We start from the raw sequence: 24,302 nt of genomic DNA on the forward strand, positions 1-24,302 counted from the left end.
CCTTTCCCCTTTCCCCTTTCCCCTTTCCCCTTTGCCCTTTAACCGAACCGTATTGATAGCAGAACCCTTTCGCCAAAATCCGCGATCGCCCGCCATAGGCATCACCGATAAGCAGATTTTATTACATCTATCACTCTTTTGTTGTCAAGCCTAGTTGACGTTCTGTAACAAAATTGTTAAATTTATTTACATAAGTTAATAAACAACCAAGAGAAAAAATTATGTATACCACAGTAAATGAAGACGGCGTTCTCAATAACTATGCAAATGAACCCAAGATGTATTACGCTGAGTACCCTGCGATTTGGGAACAACGTAAATACTTGATTCAAGGTGTTTTTGCAATGTTAATCCTCACTACTTTAATTTTGGTTGGTCTGAGCGTTAGCTAAGAATTTTTAGATTTCGGTATCGCCATATCTCATCGTCATTCTCACTTCTCGACTTGACCCCGGCTAATTTAACCGGGGTTTTTTGTGTTATAAAATAGCAGCCATCGCTCCATATACGTAATACCCAATTCCTCGTAACATTGAAAAAACAGCTTTTTGCATAGGTCGTACCTGGCATGAAACGAACCTGGAAGTCTCTACTGCTAGCTTGTAACTGGATATTACTGTCGATTGGGACATCAATTTTGATTATCTTGACGCAGCCAACAGCACCAGTTCCAGCACAAGAACCTGCTGCGTCTACTACAGTTGAAACGATAAATTCACCCAGTTCAGAAACGACTAAAGATAGAAAATTACCGGAAGCAATAGAAGGTTCATCAACAACAGAAGCCTCCCCGGAATCAGAACCGAAAAAGCCAGAGTCTCCGCAGGAACCAACACTTAGTCCTGAAGAAATTACCCGTCAGCTAAAATTTATTGAAGCCGATAGACTTTATCTCGCCGGACAAATTCCCCAAGCAGAAAAAATTTACCGCGAAGTCAAAGAACCTTTTAGCAAAACGAGCATACCCCAAGAACGTAAACCAGCCATACTCGATCCGACGCAACTATCACCAGGAGGTAAGGTATACTGGCGAGAATCAGAGGCGGGGATAGCAACTAAGTTACAAACAAGAACGGTTGTACCTTTGCAATTATTAGTTGAGCAATATCCAGAATTTATCCCTGGTCATATCCGATATGCTCAAATTTTGAAACAATACGATCGCCCCAAGGAAGCCTTAGATATATTAGAACGAGCATCTTCTCTTTATCCAGACCAACCAGAATTGGTGAAAGCGAGAGTTACTGCCTTGGCTGGTGAGAAAAAATGGATGGAAGCATCTTTGGCAGCGCGTCAGTTTGCCATTCTCAACCCCGAAGATCCCCAAGCGGCTGAGTTTACAAACTTAGCACAAGAAAATCTCGAACGTTACAAAAGACATATCCGAGCAGAAATTCGAGGCAACGTCATCGGTAATATTATTACAGGTGCGTTAGGTTACGCTCTTACTGGCAGTTTGCTTGGGCCATTTTCGGCAGTTGATTCTACCATTATTCTGCTACAAGGTGAAAGAGCAATAGGGGATTCCGTAGCCCAAGAAGCAAAAAAACAATTGAATGCCATTACAGACGAAAGTGTTTTGGCATACGTCAACGAAATCGGACAGAAATTAGCTAAAGTAACTGGACGTGAAGAATTTAAATACGAATTTTTTGTAATTCCAGAAGAAAGTCTCAATGCCTTTGCATTACCTGGGGGTAAAATCTTTATTAATGCAGGTGCGATCGCCAAGACTAATTCCGAAGCAGAATTAGCTGGATTAATTGGCCATGAATTATCCCATGTTGTTTTATCTCACGGTTTTCAATTAATCACCCAAGGCAACTTAATTTCTAACGTTACCCAATATCTTCCTTTAGGTGGAACCATCGGCCAACTCTTTGCCCTCAGTTACAGCCGCGACATGGAACGTCAAGCAGATACCCTCGGCACGCGGTTAATTGTAGCCAGTGGTTACGCTGCTGATGGCTTGCGTAACTTAATGGTGACATTAGATAAACAGCAAAAAAATGCACCTCCTAGTTGGTTATCTTCCCATCCCGGCGGCGGCGAACGAGTTAGTAATTTAGAAAACCTGATTACCCGTAGTAGTTACAATCGTTACGCTTATGAAGGAGTCGGGCGTCATACAGAAATTCAAGCACGAGTGAAAAAGTTACTGCAAGAAAAAAAAGCCAGAGATGAAAAAAAATAGGTTTTTAATGAATCAAAAAATAGAATTATTCGTCATTTAACACAGAATTCAGAATTCAGAATTCAGAATTCAGAATTTAGAATTCTTTGTTGTTAAACTATCAATTCCCTACCTATTTATACTGGAGGATGGCTATGTCATCAAAACTGCTGCGATTGATATCTTTGGGCAGTATTGGCTTATCTTTGTGTCTGGGCAATTCCGCGGCAATGGCGCAATACAATCCTTATCCTACTGATGATGGAGTAGTAGTACCAACAGTGCCATCAGGCGGCACATCAGCACCAGTGCCAATAGATACATCGACTGGCATACCAACATCACCTACATCTGACAGTACAACTCGCTTTACTTGTCAGACTTACAATGGACAGTACACCGTCATGTATCAGCCACAAAGTCAACCAGGACAATACTTTCCTTGGGCGGCACCTGCGACTTTAGGCGGTGGTTGGGATGCTGAAAAGCGTTGTGTAGCAATTGCCAACCGCTTGGAACAGTATCGTCCAGATGGGTTACAAGAACTCCAGACATCTGTACAAAATAACGAAAACATTGTCTGCGTCACAAGTGAAGCTAACCCAACTTGCAGAATTGTGTTGACAGTACCCCGTGGAAAAGATCCCGTTGTTATCCGCAACAGCATTTTCCAAAACTTGACTACTGCTGATAGCGGCCAACAAACCGTAGCTGTTAACACCTATGGCGATCGCTCAGGCAGCGTATATAATTTGGGGCGCACACTTCTAGGCAACGGCAATAATCGAGTTAGTTCATATAGAGGTGGAATTAATCTCAAGCCTTTCCTTGATGCCAAAGATGGTGGTACCGCCAGAAACCTCCGCAATGGAGTCGCAATTCGTCGCCAGTCTCAACCTAACTCTGTTCGCCTCAATCCTGGTAATTTCCGTTAAAGGTAATTAGAGAGTGGGGAAATCTAGGTATTGTTTGAATTTCATGCCAATTTCATTTCAAGATGAAAAACTGGAAATCAAATGCATGAAATGTCTTTTAGAACAATACTTAATCGCAATTTCTTTCCCCACCTACTCAAGGACTTTTGATAGTAATGCCAATCTCTGCATCTTGTTTTTCCACAACACTCCTGAGTTTTGTCTTATTAGCTATTCCTGTAGTAGTTTTTGCTCATACTGGACATGGAGACGAATTTCAAGGAGGAAGTGAAGCTAATACAACTTCCTCTGCGATTAAAGTTGATGCCGAAACAGCAAAACAACTGGGAATTAAAGTTGAGCCAGTCAAACGCCAGCGGCTAACTATTGGCATCAAAGCCACTGGACAAATTGAAACTCTGCCCAGCAAACAAGCGCAAGTAACTACCCCAATTTCCGGGGCGAAAGTCTTAGAACTATTGGTGGAACCTGGTAGCTTAGTTGAAAAAGGTCAAGCTGTCGCGGTTGTATCGAGTCCGGAATTGGTGTCACTACGTGTAGAGTCCCAGGAAAAAATTGCCCAAGCTCAAGCTGATTGGCAACAGGCGCAAGCAGACTTAAAATTAGCACAACAAAACCGCGATCGCTATCAACAAATCGCCGCAGCAGAAATTGTTCAAGCCCAAACTCAAGTAGCATTTGCCCAAGAAAAGTACGACAAAGACAAGCAACTCGCTGAGGCTGGTGCCTTACCGCAACGTAATTTCCTCGAATCTCAAACCCAGTTAGCACAAGCCAAAGCAGAACTCGCTAAAGCCAATAACCGCCAAGACGTAATCGCCGCAGAAAATCAACTCAAACGTGCCCAGGCGGCAGTTAAAGTAGCAAAATCACGAATTAATCTCAGTAATCAAACGTATCAAACTCGGCTACAACAACTGGGAATTGGTGGTAATGCCAAAGGGTTAGTCACAATTACCGCCCCGATTTCTGGTAAAGTTGCTGACCGAGAAGTTACTATTGGTCAATCATTTGAAGATGCAGGCGGCAAACTGATGACGATTGTCAACGACAATCGAGTTTTTGCCACAGCTAATATATACGAAAAAGATTTAAACAAAATTAGAACTAATCAAAGAGTAATTGTCAAAGTTGCTGCTGTACCTAACCGTACTTTCACGGGACGGATTGCGGTTATTAGTTCTGGGGTAGCAGATGAGACGCGAGTTTTACCTGTGAAAGCCGAAATCGATAACCCAGGCGGAGTACTCAAGCCTGGAATGTTTGCTGATTTGGAAGTTATGGCAAATCAAGCTTCCTCAGCTATGTTGGCTATACCGAGTTCGGCTGTAGTCGAGGTAAATGGCAAGCAACAGGTTTATTTACAAAATGGTAACGCTTATCAGCCGGTGGAAGTCAGCTTGGGTGAAACTTCTGAAAATATGGTAGAGGTGAAAACTGGCTTATTTGAGGGAGATTTGATAGTTACTCGACGTGCGCCGCAACTTTACGCTCAATCTTTGCGGGGTGGGAGTCAGCCAACAAAAGAGGAAGATATCAAAGTCTATTCAGAGGTGAAAACATCCAGTTTACCAGTGATGGTGGTTGGGGGAGGTGCGATCGCCTGCGTAGCTTTTGCGGCTGGGAGTTTTTGGTCTGGGCGTCGCAAGTCGCGTTTCATACTGGTAGATAATTCTCGTTTAGATATTCCGGTTCATGAGGAACAGGGGTTGCAGAGAAGGCGGGATGATTTTTTTCACGCAGAGGCGCCCAGGCGCAGAGAGGATGAGGAGTTTTAAAGTCCTTGTTTGGGAAACGTTGATGAGTTTGGTGGCTTAAAACCGTTTTTATTTATTCTTTGTAATTAAATTATGCTGAATGCAATTCTCAAATGGTCGATTGTCCAGCGCTGGATAGTTGTGCTAGGAGCGATCGCAGTTACGGTTTTAGGTACGTATAATCTGAGTCAGATGCCGTTGGATGTGTTTCCTGATTTTGCTCCGCCTCAAGTTGAAATTCAAACTGAAGCGCCAGGATTAGCACCTGAAGAGGTGGAGACTCTGATTACTCTGCCGATTGAAAGTGCGGTTAATGGTACACCAGGAGTAGAAACGGTGCGTTCTGCTTCTGCTGTGAGTATTTCTGTTGTTAAGGTGATTTTCAAATGGGGGACTGATATTTATCAAGCGCGTCAACTGGTGACGGAACGATTGCAACAAGTACAAGAAAAGTTACCAGAGGGGGTGGAAAATCCCCAAATTTCGCCAATTTCTTCTCCCATTGCTACAGTTTTGCAATATGCATTCACCGCCGAAACAACTCCACTGATGGAAGTCCGGCGTTTGGTCGATCGCGATGTCACAAATCGATTGCTGGCTGTACCTGGTGTTTCCCAAGTTATTGCCTATGGTGGTGATGTCCGCCAGTATCAAGTTTTAGTCGATCCAGCAAAATTGAAGGCATATAATATCACCTTGGATGAAGTCACAGAAGCGGCTAGGAACGCTAATGTTAATGCTGCGGGCGGTTTTTTTATCGATCCAGACCAAGAGCTAATTATTCGTGGCTTGGGGCGGATTGAGTCAATTGAGGAGCTAGGAAAATCTGCGATCGCCTCCCGTAATGGTACGCCTGTCCTCCTTCAAGACATTGCAGATGTCCGCATTGGAACAGGCTTAAAACGTGGAGATGGCAGTTTTAATGGTCAACCTGCAATTGTATTGATGGTCAACAAGCAGCCGCAAAATGATACTCCCACTGTTACTAAAGCCATTGAACAAGCGATGGCAGAAGTGAAAGCTGGGTTACCTGAAGATGTGAAAGTCACAGAAACCTTCCGCCAAGAAAATTTTATTGCAGCTGCTATTGAAAATGTTACTAGTTCTCTGCGGGATGGCACGATTATTGTTTCCATCATTTTGTTGATGTTTTTGATGAACTGGCGCACAGCCATCATTACTCTCAGTGCGATTCCTTTATCTGTTTTGATTGGGATGATGATTTTGGGCTGGTTCGGTCAAGGAATCAACACCATGACATTGGGTGGTTTGGCTGTGGCTATTGGTTCAGTCGTAGATGACTCGATTGTAGATATGGAAAACTGCTATCGCGGTTTGCGGAAAAATCAAGTTGCAACTCATCCAGTGCATCCCTTTCAGGTTGTTTATGATACTTCAGTGGAAGTGAGAGTTAGCGTTATTTTTTCGACGGTAATTATTGCCGTTGTTTTTGCACCAATTTTTATACTCACAGGTGTGGAAGGTCGGATATTTGCACCGATGGGTGTTGCTTATTTGGTAGCAATTTTGGCCTCTACTTTCGTGGCAATGACTTTATCTCCGGCACTATGCGCGATTTTACTAGCAAATCGACAACTACCCACCGATGATACTTGGGTAAGTGCTTTATCACAGCGTATTTATCGCCCGATCCTCAATTTTGCGATTCGTTTTCCGACAATAATTTTGGTAGCCGCGACAGCATCTTTGGTAGCTTCTTTGGTGATTTTACCAACTTTAGGAAGAGTGTTTTTACCAGAATTTCAGGAACCATCTTTAGTGAATGCGATGCTGCTTTATCCTGGGAGTTCCCTAGAAGCAACAAACCAAGTGGGATTAACATTGCAGAATGCGCTTAAGGATGACAAGCGATTTCAGACAGTGCAGTTAAGATCTGGACGCGCACCGGGTGATGCAGATGCAGGGGGAGTGAATTTAGGACATTTAGATGTGGAATTAAGTCCAGAAGGATTGCAAGATCGGACGGGGAGTATTGAGAAGTTAAGACAGGAGTTTGCGAAAATCCCTGGAGTTGCTCCTAATATTGGCGGGTTTATTTCCCACCGCATGGATGAGGTATTATCAGGAGTTAGAAGTGCGATCGCTATTAAAATTTTCGGCCCTGATTTAGCACAACTGCGACACTTGGGAGCAGAAGTACAGGCGGCTGTGAGTAGCATTCCTGGACTTGTAGATTTACAACTCGAACCCCAAGTTCCAATTAAACAAATACAAATCAAATTTAACCGCCAAGCCGCAGGTCGTTACGGTTTAACTATCAGTAATCTCGCCCAGATGGTAGAAACCTCACTCAATGGACGAGTTGTGTCTCAGGTTCTCAAAGACCAACAATTATTTGATTTAGTCGTTTGGTTGCAACCAGAAGCACGCAATAACTTAGATATTATCCGTAATTTACTCGTAGATTCACCTACAGGTGAAAAAATTCCTTTAGCTCAAGTTGCCACAATTGACTATGGTACTGGCCCCAACACAATTAACCGCGAGAATGTTTCACGCTTGATAGTTGTGTCTACGAATGTCTCCGGTCGAGATTTGCGATCGGCAGTGGAGGAAATTCAAAGTAAAATACGTCAGTCAATACAATTGCCCACAGGGTATTTCATTCAATACGGCGGTCAATTTGAATCGGAAGAACGAGCTACCCAGAACTTGCTGGTATTTGGTGGACTCGCTGTTGTCATCATTGCAGTTTTGATGTACTTTGCCGTTAAATCTGTGGCTGCAATGCTGATGATTATGATTAACTTACCTCTAGCATTGGTAGGCGGTATATTTTCCATTGCTCTGGGAGGTGGGATTATCTCAGTGGCATCTTTAGTAGGATTTATTACTTTATTTGGCGTAGCAACACGTAACGGGCTGTTGTTAGTAGACAACTATAACAATAAGCTGGCACAGGGAATGCCTTTACACAAAGTCATTTTTGAAGGTTCAATGGAGCGATTAGTTGCCATTTTGATGACAGCTTTAACTTCAGCTTTAGGAATGATACCTCTAGTAATTGGCACTGGCGCAGGTAAAGAAATTTTACAAACTTTGGCTGTAGTTGTATTAGGAGGGTTGTTTACTTCTACTGCTTTGACACTGTTAGTTTTGCCTGCTTTGTATTCTGAATTTGGCAAATTTTTGGTTGCTCGAAAAAATACATCAAGTGTGAATATAGTTATCAATTAGCTAATATAGAATATTTTTTTAACGAACCACAGAGGCGCAGAGAACACAGAGAAAAGATAAAGTCCCAAAATAAACTATTCTCAACTCTTACTCTCTGCGACCACCGAAGTTCAGATCGGCGGAAGCCGCCGCTCCGACTTCTCTCTACGCCTCTGCGTGATACAAATTGATATTTCCACAATAAACAAGGAATAAACCAATGAAATTACTGCAATTTAGCTGGATAATTCTCCTCAATCTTGGACTATTGTTTTTGGCAGCTTGTAATAACACAAATCAAACAAATCCCCCAATTAACTCTACTCTTAATTCTGAAAAACCAAATATTTCAGCTTCACCTACAACTAAAACTAATAGCCAGCATGGTGCATCTAAAGGCGGTCAAGTTGTAGAAACAGGAACCTATCATTTAGAGTTTGTACCTGTAAAAGAAGCAAAGGTAACGCACATGGATTTATATTTGCAAAAAGGTGACAATCACGAAACTGTATCAAATGCCAAAGTTACGGCTCAAGTTCAGTTGCCGGATGGACAGCAAAAGTCAGTTATTTTTAACTATGATACTAAGGAGAAGCACTATACTTCTGTACTGTCTGAAAAAGCAACAGGCCAGTATCAAGTGAAAATAACCGCAGATATTCAAGGCGAAAAGGTAGACGGACGGTTTAACTTTAATCGGTAATGAGGATAATTCATAATTCATAATTCAGAATTCAGAAGTAAAAAAGGCTTGATAGCTGTGTAATTTGAAATTAGACCAGACAAATTTCATCCAAACTATTGATAGGTGAAGTCTCATGAGGCTCTTATTAGTCGAAGATGAACCAGATTTAGGTACTGCGATTAAGCGAACTCTTACTCAGCAGAAATACTTGATTGATTGGGTGTTAGATGGTAATGAAGCGTGGGCATATCTCGAAGATAGTTGGACACAATATACAGTAGCTATTTTTGATTGGATGCTACCTGGGATTTCTGGTTTGGAATTATGCAAAAGATTGCGTTATCATAAAAGTCCTCTGCCTGTGTTAATGCTAACAGCTAAAGACACAATGGAAGACAAAGTTACTGGCTTGGATGCTGGTGCAGATGACTATTTAGTAAAGCCATTTGGGATGGCAGAATTATTAGCCAGATTACGCGCTTTGCAAAGGCGATCGCCACAATTTCAGCCCCAAGAATTAACTATTGGCAATCTCACTCTAGATTATGGAAATTATCTGGTTATCAGTCGAAATTCTCAGGGTGAAAAACAAGAAATTTCCCTCACTAATAAAGAATTTCAGTTACTAGAATATTTCATGAAGCATCCAAATCAAATTGTGACCACAGAACAAATTCGCTATCAACTTTGGGAAGCGAATGCAGAACCTATCAGTAATGTAGTAGCGGCTCAAATGCGTTTGCTACGGCGCAAACTAGCTAATAGTGGTTGTGAAAACGCGATCGAAACTTTGCATGGTATAGGATATCGTCTGAATCTCAGAAATTAAAACTTTAAGATGAATCAAAATCGATTGTTTCAGCAAACTCGCCTGCGTTTAGCGCTGTGGTATGCGCTGGTTATGGCTTTGATTTTAAGTTTATCTGGTTATGGTATTTATAAAGCGATCGCTCATGCTCATTGGATGACATTAGACCGAGAATTAGAGTCTGTTGCTGGAACTTTACATGACAGTATCGAACTGAAGCTACAGCAACCCGGTAGATTAGAACCAGTGATAGAGAAGCTTTTACCTAATATTTGTGTAGTTGGGAAAAGCTGCATTCAACAACAGTCAAATTCCCAACGCCATATTTTAAGCGCCATCAATCAAGGCCATTATTATGTACGTTTTTTTGATAATTCAGGAAACTTATTCGCCATTGCAGGTGTTTATCCAGAAGGACTTTTACCATATTTTAATCGAGAATTATGGCAAACTCTCAAAGACAATAAAGGCAAGGTTTACCACCAAATTTCCTTGATATTACATACCCAAGATAATCGTGATTGGGGATACATTCAAGTCGGACGAAATCTAGAAGATTTTAATAATTATTTGGATGCAGTAAAACTGAGTTTAACATTAGGTTCCCCCATAATCATTGGTTTGGTTGGCTTGGCTAGTTGGTACTTAGCAGGATTAGCAATGCAACCAATTTATCGTTCATATCGACAAATTCAACAATTTACGGCTGATGCAGCACACGAATTGCGGACACCTTTAGCAGCAACACAAGCAACGGTAGAATCAGCACTATTACTTTCACAACTAGATGAAACTGAATCTCGTGAAATTTTGGGAACTATACAGCGTCAAAATCAAAGACTCACAACTCTTGTTGCAGATTTATTGCTGCTGACTCGTCTGGATCGTCAACCAATAATCCAACGCGATATTTGCTGTCTGAATGATATTATTAATGACTTAATAGAAGAATTTGCCGCATTGGCGATCGCCAACAAGATCGCATTAACATCTACAGTTAAAGAAGCAAAGCTTTTAAATATTATTGGCAATGAAGACCAACTGTATCGCCTATTTTCTAACTTAATTATTAATGCAATTCAATACACACACCAAGGCGGAAAAGTAACTGTTTCTTTAGAACGCAGCGATCGCTATGCTGTAATCCAAGTACAAGATACAGGAATTGGTATTTCACAACTAGAACAAACTCGGATTTTCGATCGCTTTTATCGAGTCAATAGCGATCGCTCCCGCAATACCGGCGGTTCTGGATTAGGATTGGCGATCGCTCAAGCACTTGTCCAAGCTCACCACGGTAGTTTAAATGTTCAAAGTGAATTAGGTCAAGGTAGTACTTTTACTACTAAGTTACCACTCAAATAAGCTGGTTTCCTAAGGTATTTAGTCAGCAAATTTTCCATTTCTAAAAAATATTAGCCTGTATTGCATCTTACATAGTATCTAAAAAAATTTATATTTATTTTTGATTTTTTTCAATAAATTGTGGTTTGCAGGCATTGAAAAATTTTTCGCATAAAAATTCTTAAATGTTTGTGTTTTTGCCTGCAATTTATCGCAGTTGCAGGATAGCTGAGAACAGAAACTAACCGCCAAACCCTTCAGCTAACGGAGTTTCAGTCCTGTTGCCTCTTGCCTATTGCCTTTTGCCTTTTATCAACTCAACTATCTGTTTTTTTAACCTTTTGCTAGCTGTTTCTTAACTTTATTCAGATAGTTTAGGGTGGCTGAATACTTAAAAGTTGTACAAAAAACTTCTGGTAACTGCCAAAAATGGTGGTCTAGAAGCTGTATTTGGAATTGCGATCGCTCTAACTGCGAATTACATTTTTGCAGTTAACGTCGTTTTACTGGCAATAAAAATGGCACTTACACTCCAAATTCTCCACGCTTCGGACTTTGAAAGTGGCATTGATGCTGCTGGTACTAGCCCTGAGACTTATTAAGAGGTTTTTATGCCCAAGATTATAATTAATGAATTTTATCGTGGTGGAACCCTGACCACAACTGACGAATTCATCGAGCTTTTGCTTACTGAAGATTTGACTGCTACACAGCTTGAGTCTTTCTTTGTGGGAGATTCTACAGCCGCCAAAGCCTCTAAGTTTTCTGCTTATAAATTTACAAATGTTAGTTCCATAGCCTCCACCTTCAAAGCAGGAACTATCATTACAGTCGGTGGAACTACAGCTATTACTCAGAACACATCCTATAATCCATCAGCTAACGACTGGAATATCGCTCTCAACGCTGGTGGGTCGTTCTTACCTAACGCCAATAGCGGAAATACCGGAGATATTGCTGGTGATGATGTTGTTTGGGTCGATACTTCAAATACTGGCGCAACCATTTCCGCAGACGGATTTGCTGTAGATATTGGCACTGCAACAGGAGCCTTCACAAGTGCAGCAAATGTCAATTTTGGCACTAGCACAAACAACACAGGCTATGCATTAAACTCTGACCTGGCAGGTGCAACAAACACTACTAACTGGACGACAGGAATTGCCTTTGCTTCAACTACACCTGGTTTGGCCAATGGTGGAGCCAATACAACTTATATCAATAATCTACGCTCTATCCCACCATTACCAACTTTCACTTTCAGTATTACTCCTAGCTCATTTGCCGAAAATGCCGGGGCTAATGCTGCTACAGCCACTTTGACACGCTCAGACACCTCCACATCAAATTTAGTTGTCAATTTGAGCAGTAACGATACAACTGAGGCAACAGTACCCACAACTGTCACTTTCACAGGCAATAGTTCCACTGTCACCTTTGCCATTGATGCCGTAGACGATTTAATACTTGATGGCTCCCAGACAGTGACCATAACTGCTTCAGTTACAGGTTTTACTAACGCTAATGCAGATATTACGGTGACAGATAATGAAGTAGCCCCATCGATTAAGATTAGCGAAATTCAGGGAGCAGGGCATATCTCACCCTTGGCAGGTCAAATCGTTAACAATGTAGCAGGCATCGTCACAGTCAGAACAAGTAACGGTTTTTACTTACAAGACCCCAATCCAGATAACGACGATCGCACCTCCGAAGCCATTTTTGTCTTTACCTCATCAGCACCAACGGTGGCTGTGGGGGATTCTGTATTAGTTACTGGCACAGTCACCGAATTTCGTCCTGGTGGTAATGCAAATAACCTGACGACTACAGAAATTACTAGCCCTACCATTGTCAAACTTTCCAGTGGCAATGCTTTGCCCAGTGCGACTATTCTTGGCAACGGCGGCCGGACTATTCCCACTCAAGTAATTAATAACGATGCTGTGGGTGGAAATGTAGAAAATCCTGCCACATTATTTGACCCTGCCCAAGATGGCATCGATTTCTACGAAAGCTTAGAAGGAATGCTGGTACAGGTAAATAATCCTGTGGCAGTTAGCCCGACAAATTCTTTTGGGGAGATTTGGGTACTGGCAGACAACGGCGCTAACGCCACCGGACGTACAGCACGCGGTGGTATTGGTATTAGTGCCAATGATTTTAATCCCGAACGCATCCAAATAGATGACACATTGTTCACTTCTGGTAGCTCACCACAAGTTAATGTTGGTGCGACTTTCGGCACAATTACAGGTGTGGTTGATTATAACTTCAGTAACTACGAAGTTCTGCCAACTTCGGTGAGTGTTACCTCCAACACCCTAACCAAAGAAGTCACTAATTTAACTGCCACCACCAACCAACTGACAATTGCTACCTTCAACGTCGAAAATCTTGACCCAAACGATAGTGCAAGCAAGTTTAACAACCTTGCCAACAGCATTGTCAATAATTTGCAATCCCCTGACATCATTTCTCTAGAAGAAATTCAGGACAATAACGGCCCGACCAACGATAGCGTAGTTGATGCCAGCGTTACCTTCCAAAAATTAATTGATACTATAGCCGCAGCTGGCGGCCCCACCTACGAATATCGTCAAATTAACCCAGTGGACGATACCAATGGCGGCGAACCTGGGGGAAATATCCGCGTCGGCTTCTTATTTAATCCCAACCGCGTCAGCTTTGTAGATCGTCCCGGTGGTACTTCTACCTCCAGCACCACAGTCACCAATAACTCTGGTGTTCCGGTAATTTCTAATAGTCCCGGTTTGATTGACCCCACCAACTCGGCTTTCAATAGCAGTCGCAAACCCTTAGTTGGTGAATTTATTTTCAACGGCGAAACCGTGTATGTAATTGGTAATCACTTTAATTCCAAAGGTGGCGACCAACCTCTATACGGCCCGAATCAACCACCAACGCTGACTAGCGAAGTGCAGCGCCGACAACAAGCCACCTTGGTGAAAAACTTTGTTGAAAGCATTTTAGCCATTAATCCTAATGCCAATGTGGTGGTGGCTGGTGACTTGAATGACTTTGAGTTTTCCAATCCTGTCAGCATCCTAGAAAGCGCTGGGCTGACTTCTTTAATTGAAACTCTGCCTCAAAACGAGCGTTACACCTACAACTTTGAAGGCAACGCCCAAACCCTTGACCACATCTTAGTTAGTAACAACTTGCTGGGTAAACTAGATGCCTATGATGTAGTCCACATCAACTCAGAATTTGCCGAGCAAGATAGCGACCACGACCCCAGTGTGGCTAGGTTTAACATATCTGGAAACAATGCCCCCACGGACATAACATTGAGTGCTACCAGCGTCAATGAAAATGTTCCAGCAAACACAACCATCGGTACATTTACCACCATCGACCCTGACACAGGTAACACTTTTACCTACAGCTTGGTTACGGGAACTGGCGATATTGATAACGCCGCCTTCACAATAGATGGCAACAGCTTACAAATCAAAGCTTCCCCAGACTTTGAAACCAAATCTGCCTACAGTATTCGGTTACGCAGTACCGATAATGGTGGGCTTTCTGTGGAAAAGGTGTTGAGTATCCAAGTCAAGGATATTAATGAAGCACCCACAGTGGTGCAAGCCATTGACGACCAAATCATCTCTACAAACAAAGCCTTTTCTTTCAATGTCAGTGACAAATTCACTGATATCGATGCAGGGGACACCCTGAGTTACAGCGCCAGTGGTTTACCAAGTGGGGCTAGTATCGCTGCTAACACTGGAGTCATCTCCGGCGCTGTGTCCAAAACTGGCATTTTTGCAGTTACAGTCACCGCCACTGATAAGAAAGGCCTGACAGCCAGCGATACCTTTGAACTGACTGTGGCTAACAACAAAGCCACATCTGGCAACGACATCATTTTTGTGGAAGAACTTACTGGTTTAGATCGGTACATAGTCAATGCTCAAGGAGGCAGCGATCGCATTATCGGCACCAACGGCAGTGAATTAATCAACGGTGGAGCAGGCAACGATTACCTCGATGGCAAAGGAGGCACAGACGTACTCCTTGGCGATGGCGGTAATGACACAATTTTAGGCGGACTTGGCAAAGATATAGTTTTTGGTGGTGATGGCAACGATCGCCTCATTGGTTGGGGAGGAGGTAGCGACGAAATCGACCTGCTCAACGGCGACCAAGGTGCAGATACTTACGTTTTAGGCGACCCCACCTCTGTTTTCTATGCTAATTCTGGTAAAAGCGACTACGCAGAGATTCTCAACTTACAGACAAGCGATCGCATTGAACTTAAAGGAATTGCTAACAATTATTCCTTAGGGTCAGCATCATCTGTATCCATCATTCAATCAGCCGTCGGTATTTTCACCAACAATGGTACAGAATTAATTGCTGTTGTTGAAACCGGTTTAAACCAAAATACAAATTTGGCAACAGATAACCGTTTTGTTTTCGTTTAACACATCGCACGCAGGGGCAGAGGAAAAAGAGAAAGACAAACAATTCAAAATTCAAAATGAAGAACCATCCTTCTGCCTCTCCCAATGCCCCATGCCCAATGCCCAATGCCCAATGCCCCACCCCCCATTTTTATGACAAACACAATTCGCTTTTCTCAGTTCAATGCTTCCTTGAATCGCAATGCAGAAGGTCAGTTAGTAACGGATCTTTCTAATCCTGATAATGCTCAGGCAAAGGCGGTGGCAGAAATCATTCAGCGCAATAACCCGGATGTGCTGCTGATTAATGAGTTTGATTACTCTGTGGAAGCAGTTGAATTATTTGTACAAAATTATTTAGCGGTGAGTCAAAATGGTGCAACTCCTGTTGATTACCCCTACTTTTACATTGCTCCTTCTAATACGGGTATTGCTTCTTGGTTTGATTTGAACAACGACGGTAAAATAGTTACCACCCCAGGGGAAGCGGGATATGGCGATGATGCCTTGGGATTTGGTAACTTCCCTGGGCAATTTGGAATGTTGCTGTTGTCCAAATATCCCATCGATACTGCCAATATCCGCACTTTCCAAAAGTTCCTTTGGAAGGATATGCCTGATGCCTTGCTTCCTGATGATGCTGCGACTCCAGAGGCAAATGATTGGTATTCTTCTGAGGAACTAGCAATTCTACGTCTTTCTTCTAAAAGCCACTGGGATATACCAATCCAAGTCAACGGTAAGACAATTCATGTCCTCGCCAGTCACCCCACACCACCGGTGTTTGATGGGCCAGAAGACCGCAACGGCAAACGCAATCATGATGAAATTCGCTTTTGGGCAGATTATATTACTGCTGGTAAAGGCAATTACATCTATGATGATGCAGGTAAAACAGGCGGTATTGCTGCTGGGTCAAGTTTTGTGATTATGGGCGACCAAAATGCTGACCCGTTAGATGGTGATAGTGTTGACTTTGCCATCCGCCAATTATTGCAAAATCCCGGTATTAATACTAATGTCATCCCTAGCAGTCTTGGCGGCCCCCAACAAGCAGCTTTACAAGGTGGTGCCAATGCCAATCATCAAAGTAATCCGGCTTTTGACACGGCAGATTTTAGCGATACTACTCCTGGAAACCTGCGGTCTGATTATGTACTGCCCTCTGCTGACTTGACAATTGCCAATTCTGGAGTATTCTGGCCGCTGAATACTGACCCGACATTTTCCCCAGTGGGTACTTTTCCCTTTCCTAGTTCCGACCATCGCTTGGTGTTCGCAGAGGTGGAAACCGGGGCAAGCGAACCAGGTAAAACCATTCCCGGCGCAGAATTTGTCACACAAAGTACCTTTGTCACTGGCTTTATTCCTGATGGTGGGGCGGGAAATGTGAATGGTACAGCGACTCCAGTGGGTGGATTATCTGGTGTCACCTACGACGCTGTTAACAATGTCTACTATGCCATCTCTGATGCTAGGTCTGATAGCAATGGTTTGGCTCGTTTCTACACTTTCACTACTGATAATGGGGTGACTTTCACTAATGTCACTCCTTTAAAAGATAGCAACGGCAACTTTTTTGCAACCAACAGCCTCGACCCAGAAGGTATTGCTTTAACCAATAACGGCACTGTTTTCATTTCTTCAGAAGGAGAAGTTAGACCGGATTTGGGTGCAAGTCGCGTTACCAATCCCTTTATTAAAGAGTTTTCTTTGGCTACAGGTCAAGAATTGCGATCGCTACCCGTCCCCACTAAATTCTTGCCAGTGGTTGCAGACACCAACAACAACGGTGTTGTAGATGCAGGTGATACCCAAACATCAGGGGTTTACAATAATCTGGCATTTGAAAGCCTCACCATCACACCAGACCAAAAAACTTTATTCACCGCCACTGAAAACGCCTTATCCCAAGATGGTTTGAGGGCTTCACTCACCAGTGGTAGCCGTTCGCGGATTGTGCAATACAATTTGGTTACCGGACAACCAGAAAAAGAATACCTTTATATTACAGATGCGATCCCGGAAGCGCCCAACCCCAGCACAGGTTTTGCTGATAATGGTTTAGTGGATTTATTAGCAATTGATAATCGTGGCACTTTACTGGCGTTGGAACGTTCCTTTGCACAAGGTGTAGGCAACACCATCAAAATTTACGAAGTTTCTTTGCAAGGTGCAACAGATATTAGTTTCTACAATTCTCTCAATGATTTGAGTGCCGAGCAACTAGCAGCGATTAAACCCAGTCAAAAACGCCTGCTGTTAAATTTAAGCGATTTGAATCTGCCTACTGATGCCAATCACCCAATTACGGGATTGGATAATATAGAAGGCCTGGCCTTGGGGCCCAAATTAGCCGATGGTCGTCAGTCCATTGTGTTGGTGAGTGACAACAACTTTGGTAGCACCCAATTTACCCAAATCCTCACCTTGGGTGCAGATTTAGTTCCCACTGCTGCGCCTACGGTGGAAACTACCCCCGATTTGTTGGACGATGAAACACTCCCAGTTGATGAACGTGGCGATGCTGATGACCCTGCCATTTATGTGAATGCTAGCAATTCTGCCGATAGCTTAGTATTGACTTCCGTGAAAAATGCCGGACTGCGGGTTTATGATTTGTCTGGTAATTTGTTGCAAACAGTTAATCCTGGTGGAATTCGCTACAACAACATTGATTTGCAATACGGTTTTAAATTAGGCAATCAATCTATTGATATTGCTGTGGCTAGCGATCGCCAAAATGATAAACTAGCAATCTTCAAAATTAACCCCAACACCCCCGGACAATACTTAGAAGACATTACCGATAGCAGCATTGGCACTCTCTTCCAAGGGCTACCCTTTGCAGAACCTTATTCTTCATCTTCTCGCAGTGCTTACGGCTTGGCGTTGTACCGCAGTCCCATCACCAATGATTACTATGTCTTTGTGAATCGCCGGGAAACCGGAGACGTGGCTCAGTATAAACTGATTGATAAAGGTAATGGTAAAATTGGTATCGAGCAAGTACGAGAATTTACTGTACCAACAGTGGGCGATCGCGAACCTCAAACTGAGGGCATGGTGGTAGACCAAGAAACAGGCTTTCTTTACATCGGGCAGGAAGATGTCGGTATTTGGAAGTACCAAGCAGAACCAAATGGTGGCAGCACTGGCAAGTTAATTGATAAAGTTAAAGACTTGGGCGGTAATTACCTCACCAATGATGTCGAAGGATTGACCATTTACTACGGTAAAAATGGCACAGGTTACTTACTGGCATCCAGCCAAGGCGACAACACTTTTGTTGCCTACACCCGTGAAGGTAACAACGATTTTATCGGTAACTTTGCTGTTGGTAACAACGGGCCAATTGATAGCGTCCAAGAGTCAGACGGTGCAGATGTGATTAACGTACCACTGGGGCCTAACTTCCCATTTGGTTTATTTGTGACTCAAGATGGTTCCAATGAACCAGGTAAAATAGTTAGCGATGAAGGTGAACAAGAAAATATCAGTTCTAACTTCAAATTCGTACCTTGGCAAAATATTGCTAACGCTTTGCCCAATCCTTTAAATATCGACACCACCAGCTACGATCCCCGTAATCCCGTCGCCCAACCAAAGCTGACTATTTATGACTTTGAAAATTTACCCAAGTTAGGTACAACCTCAAAAAATCAAGATATTTTCTTGGGTGGTTTTTCTGGGTTGTATTTTCAAGGAATTGCAGCAAATGGCAACCTGAAGTTTGTCACCAACACAGACCGGGGCCCCAATGGAGAACCTGATGGCGTTAATAGACCATTTTTATTACCAGATTTCCAGCCGGAAATAATTAGCTTTGAACTCAACCGTACCACTGGTGAAATCACCATCACCAACAGAACCAAGCTATTTCGGCAAGATGGAACAACGCCATTAACAGGACTACCCAATTTGCAAGCTGTAGGAAACGGTTTAGCTTACACAGATGAAATTGCCGTTGACTTAGACAACAATGTTTTAGCTAACGATCCTTTGGGTGCAGACTTGGAAGGAATTGTAGTTGCCAAAAATGGTGACTATTGGTTGGTGGATGAATATCGCCCCGCCATTTACCACTTCGATAGCAATGGTAAACTGATTGAGCGCTTCATTCCTCAAGGAACCGCCACCGCATCCGACCCAGACCAACCAGCTGGAACCTTTGGCATTGAAGTATTGCCTGCGGTTTATGCCCAGCGCCGCAATAACCGGGGATTTGAAGCTGTGGCATTGCAAGGCAATAAATTATACGCCTTTATTCAAAGTCCAATTGATAATCCTGATGTTGCTAATGATGCAACTTCTAAAGCTTCTCTCAACCTGCGAATTCTAGAGTTTGATATTGTCAGCAAGCAAGTAACAGCAGAGTATTTATATCGCCTAGAAGGTCTGCCAGCAACCGATAAAATTGGCGATGCAGTTTCCTTGGGTAACGGTAAATTTGCAGTAGTCGAGCGTGATGACAATGGTACATCTGCTGGCAATAAATTAATTTACCAAATTGATTTAGCCGGGGCAACCAACATCAACAATCCAGGGAATTTTACTTTGCCAGCCGGGAAAACCATTGAGCAATTGACCTCTGCGGAACTAGCTGCTGCCAATATTACCCCTGTGACCAAGAGTTTAATTGCTAACGCTGCTCAATTGGGTTACACCGGGGTGGAAAAATTAGAAGGTTTGGCGCTGGTAGCACCCAACACCCTAGCTTTGCTCAATGATAACGACTTCAACGTTACAGGAAATACTCCTGCTGAAAGATTGGGCATTCTGGAACTACCTAATAACTTAACAACTGTAGAGCCTACTTTCCCTGATGGTTTTGGTTCTAGCAACAGCGATGATGTGACACTCAAGCCGGGACAAACATTTTTTGCTGGTGATGGTGCAGACTTTGTAGAAGGTGCTACAGGCAACACAATTCGAGCCGGAAGGGGTGATGACATTGTACTGGTAGGTAGTGACTCTTGTGTATCCGGTCAAAAAGGTAACGACCAGATATTTATTGGTCAAAATGGTGCGGCTAAAAGTACCAATGTTGATGGTGGCGATGGTGACGATGTAATTACTGTGGTGGAAGCCGATGGTAGTAATAATTTATTCGGAGCCGCAGGCGATGATATTCTCACAGTAATTGAAGGTTCTCGCCAATTCTTATTCGGTGGAGATGGTAACGACACCCTCAGCAGTGGAGGTAGCAAGAACCGTTTGTATGGTGGTTCTGGTGATGACATCTTGTTCTCAAATGTCGATGACTTTTTGTTTGGTGGCGATGGCGATGATGTGCTGTTTGCTGGTGTTGCAGGTGGTAATAAACTCAGTGGTGGCACTGGTATTGACCAATTTTGGATTGCTAGTAGCAGCCTGCCAACTGCTAAGAACATCGTCAGTGACTTTACAGCAGGCATTGATAAAATCGGGCTTGGCGGTATTGGCGTGACTCAATTTAGTGCCTTAACCCTATTGCAACAAGGTAGTGATACTTTGGTGAAAACTGGAAATACAGAGTTGGCTTTATTAGTTGGAATTACTGCAACTAGCCTCAGTGCCAATGATTTTGTTTTTGTTGCTAGTATAGTTAGCTAATTGTTTCACCTAGCATAATCCGGAAATTCCTGAACAATAATAGATCCCCGACTTCTTAAAGAAGTCGGGGATCTTAAATTTATTGGGCGCTAGTGGTTCATCGCATTAGTTACGAGGGGTAAATAAGTTTGTAGTTAGGACTTTAGTCCTTGATTTTTAAGCACTGAAGTGCTTACTACAAACTCATCTTAAAGAAGTCGGGGATCTTAAATTTATTGGGCGCTAGTGGTTCATCGCATTAGTTACGAGGGGTAAATAAGTTTGTAGTTAGGACTTTAGTCCTTGATTTTTAAGCACTGAAGTGCTTACTACAAACTCATCAAAATTAATACGATAGACTACTAGCTTTAAATATATTTTTCTCAGTGTTTTTTGATAAAATTTGACAATTATTATTATTTAATAATAACTTTATTTTAATCGTTTCTTCCGCTTCATTTATTCTTTTCTTAATCTTTCAGTGAAAATATCTTTAAGGCTATAGCAATGCTATTGAGTTGTGAAAAACATCAATGTTAGCTGCTGACAGTCATCAGTCAACAGTCAACACTCAACATTTCATCATTGTTGCGATCGCTCTTAAATCAAACACTCCAAAAACATTCTCATTATGGCAATTGAATTAGTAGGTTTTGCCTCTTTACCCGCTGATACCTATGGTGAAGGGCCGGCTTCTGGTGGGGAAATTTCCGGTAATGGTAGAACCGGCCCTTTCCCAGGACAGCCAATACAAGGATTTAGCGGTGTACAATTTGCTAATAATAATTCTCTCTATTTTCTCTCAGATAATGGTTACGGTAGCAAAGATAATAGTGAAGATTTTTTGTTACGTATCCATCGTTTAGACCCCAGCTTTAAGGGCAGAGAAAATGGTGATGGCACTGTCAAGGTTTTAGATTACATTCAACTTGCCGATCCTCACAATAAAATTCCTTTTTCCATAGTTAATGAAGGAACTTCTGAGAGATTATTAACTGGTGCTGACTTTGACGTAGAATCATTTGTATTTGATAAAGATGGCACTATTTGGGTGGGAGACGAATTTGGCCCTTACCTGCTACATTTTGATGCTGCTGGTAATTTATTAGAAGCTCCCATTGCTACACCTGATTTTTTTAAAACCTTAGATGGCGAAGCACCATTTGTTATCGGTCATAGAGGTGCCAGTGGAAAGCTTCCAGAACATACTTTAGAGGCTTATAAACAAGCAATTGAGGACGGCGCTGATTTTATCGAGCCTGATTTAGTGGTGACAAAAGATGGCGTGTTAATTGCTCGCCATGAGCCTGCTTTGGCAATTTTAAACGCTGATGGTACTGTGAATTTCAGCAATACCACCACAGATGTTTATGATATTACCAAGTATCCACAGTTTGCCGATCGCAAAAAAACAGTCAGCCTCGATGGAACTGAAATCACTGGTTGGTTTGCTGAAGATTTTACTCTGGAAGAAATCAAGAGTTTAAAAGCCATACAGCGTTTACCTTTCCGCGACCAATCTTTTAACGGTGAATTTGAAATTCCCACTCTGGCGGAAGTGATTGACTTGGTGAAACAAGTGGAAGCCGAGACTGGTAAAAAAATTGGCATCTATCCTGAAACCAAGCATCCCACTTATTTTGCTCAAGAAGCCACCTATGTAGGTACTACAGAGAAAATTAACAGAAACATCAGTGAAATTCTCATCGACACCCTCAAAGCTGAGAATTTCACCGATCCCAGTCGTATTTTCATCCAATCCTTTGAAGTTGGCAATCTCAAGGATCTACACGATCGCATTATGCCGAATGCTGGTGTAGATATTCCACTGGTTCAACTTTTAGACGCAGCTGGCATTGCTTTAGATGGTACTCTCATCGAAACTCAGCCTTATGATTTCCAAGTTAACAATGATTCCCGCACTTATGGTGATTTACGAACTGCACAGGGTTTAGCTGAAATCGCCAGCTATGCTGATGGCATTGGCCCTTGGAAACGGATGATTGTCAGTGTCAGAGGAACTGATGCCAATAACGATGGTTTGGCAGATGACATCAACAACGATGGCGTAGTGGATGAATCTGACAGAACTCTGTTACCTCCCACCACTTTAGTTGCAGATGCTCACGATGCAGGTTTGCAGGTGCATCCTTACACCTTCCGTAACGAAGATTTGTATCTGGCAGCAGACTACAAAGGTAATCCAGAATTAGAATTTCAGCAATTCTTTCAATTAGGGGTAGACGCACTGTTCACAGACTTTCCAGACACAGGGGATAAAGTCCGTGATTTCTTGAGTAATCCTGAGAATAACTTAGTGCGATCGCCACAAAACCCAGATGTTATCTCAGGAGATGCTTTTCCTAACTTGGGTGGTTCCAAAGGTTTTGAAGGGGGAGCAATCAACGCCAGCAAAACCAAACTTTATCTGCTGCTAGAGGGTACAGTCCAAGGCGATACTCCTGGTGCTTTGCGAATCAATGAATTTGATATTGCTAGCAAAGAGTATACTGATAAGAAACTTTACTATAAACTGGAAAATCCTGGATATGCCATCGGGGATTTAGCAGTCATCAACGACAACGAGTACCTGGTAATTGAGCGGGATAATGGTCAAGGCACTGCTGCTCAATTCAAGAAAATCTACAAAATTGATTTGTCTAAAACAGATGGTGATGGCTACGTAGAAAAACAAGAAGTTGCAAATTTATTAAATATCCAAGACCCCAACGACCTCAATGGCGATGGCAAAACCACCTTCGACTTTCCCTTTGTCACCATTGAAAATGTTTTAGTTGTTGACAAAAACACCATTTTAGTCGCCAACGATAACAACTATCCCTTTTCCACAGGTCGTCCAGGAAACGATCCCCAAAATCCAGTCATCGACAACAATGAAATTATTCTCCTGAAATTGGAGACTCCTCTCAATCTCGCTCCAGGCTTAGGTCAACCCACAGCAGAACAACTTAACTTTGGCTCTAGTAACAGCGATAGCATTACAGTGGAACCAAACCAAACCTTATTTACAGGTGATGGTGCAGACTTTGTAGAAGGCACTAAAGGTAATACAATCCAAACTGGAAGCGGTGAAGATACGGTGTTAGTTGGCAGTGACTCTTCAGTATCCGCAGGGGACGGTGATGATAGTATCTTTATTGGTCAAAATGCTGCTGCTGACAATACCAGCGCCGATGGTGGCAATGGTGATGACCAAATTACTGTAATTGAAGCCAATGGTAACAATAACCTATTTGGCGGTGCTGGTGCTGACACCCTCACAGTAATTGAAGGTTCGCATCAATTATCCTTTGGCGGTTCAGGTAACGACACCCTCAAAAGTAATGGTAGCAATAACCGCCTGTATGGTGGTTCTGGAGATGACAAACTCTTCTCCAGCGTCAATGACTCCTTGTTTG

General features: G+C 42.7%; 12 protein-coding genes. All 12 read left to right on the top strand.

The features are described 5' to 3' along the window. The first annotated feature begins 221 nt into the window (after positions 1-221). A complete protein-coding gene (gene psb34 / locus VF06_RS39915) occupies positions 222-392 on the top strand; it encodes a photosystem II assembly protein Psb34 (protein WP_143861853.1) in 171 nt (56 codons plus the stop codon). Between the two features lie 176 nt (positions 393-568). Continuing rightward, a complete protein-coding gene (locus VF06_RS35700; RefSeq protein ID WP_099071800.1) occupies positions 569-2,194 on the top strand; it encodes a M48 family metallopeptidase in 1,626 nt (541 codons plus the stop codon). A 134-nt stretch (positions 2,195-2,328) separates the two neighbouring features. Then, positions 2,329-3,108, top strand: coding sequence for a COP23 domain-containing protein (locus VF06_RS35705; protein ID WP_099071799.1), 780 nt, complete (start codon positions 2,329-2,331; stop codon positions 3,106-3,108). Positions 3,109-3,263: 155 nt separating this feature from the next. Beyond that, positions 3,264-4,886: an efflux RND transporter periplasmic adaptor subunit gene (locus tag VF06_RS35710; RefSeq protein WP_099071798.1), complete on the top strand. Its 1,623-nt coding sequence runs from the start codon at positions 3,264-3,266 to the stop codon at positions 4,884-4,886. Positions 4,887-4,958: 72 nt separating this feature from the next. Beyond that, complete coding sequence (locus tag VF06_RS35715) at positions 4,959-8,063, top strand: efflux RND transporter permease subunit (RefSeq protein ID WP_099071797.1); 3,105 nt, start codon at positions 4,959-4,961, stop codon at positions 8,061-8,063. Between the two features lie 199 nt (positions 8,064-8,262). Then, positions 8,263-8,745 (top strand): hypothetical protein, encoded by a 483-nt coding sequence (locus VF06_RS35720; RefSeq protein WP_099071796.1) that lies wholly within the window; start codon positions 8,263-8,265, stop codon positions 8,743-8,745. Between the two features lie 115 nt (positions 8,746-8,860). Continuing rightward, positions 8,861-9,556, top strand: coding sequence for a two-component system response regulator RppA (gene rppA, locus VF06_RS35725; RefSeq protein ID WP_099071795.1), 696 nt, complete (start codon positions 8,861-8,863; stop codon positions 9,554-9,556). A 9-nt stretch (positions 9,557-9,565) separates the two neighbouring features. Then, positions 9,566-10,900, top strand: a complete 1,335-nt coding sequence (gene rppB / locus VF06_RS35730) for a two-component system sensor histidine kinase RppB (RefSeq protein ID WP_099071794.1) — start codon at positions 9,566-9,568, stop codon at positions 10,898-10,900. 377 nt (positions 10,901-11,277) lie between these two features. Beyond that, positions 11,278-11,481: a hypothetical protein gene (locus tag VF06_RS35735; RefSeq protein ID WP_099071793.1), complete on the top strand. Its 204-nt coding sequence runs from the start codon at positions 11,278-11,280 to the stop codon at positions 11,479-11,481. A gap of 9 nt (positions 11,482-11,490) precedes the next feature. Beyond that, positions 11,491-15,330 carry a DUF8508 domain-containing protein gene (locus VF06_RS35740; RefSeq protein WP_099071792.1) on the top strand — a complete coding sequence of 1,280 codons (3,840 nt, stop codon included), beginning with the start codon at positions 11,491-11,493 and terminating at the stop codon, positions 15,328-15,330. An 84-nt stretch (positions 15,331-15,414) separates the two neighbouring features. Beyond that, positions 15,415-20,904, top strand: coding sequence for a phytase (locus VF06_RS35745; RefSeq protein ID WP_244918232.1), 5,490 nt, complete (start codon positions 15,415-15,417; stop codon positions 20,902-20,904). A gap of 607 nt (positions 20,905-21,511) precedes the next feature. After that, on the top strand, positions 21,512-24,302 hold a 2,791-nt coding region (locus VF06_RS35750; protein ID WP_180267959.1), incomplete at its 3' end, for an esterase-like activity of phytase family protein.

The organism is Nostoc linckia z4 (genome assembly GCF_002608075.1).
GTDB lineage: Bacteria > Cyanobacteriota > Cyanobacteriia > Cyanobacteriales > Nostocaceae > Nostoc > Nostoc linckia.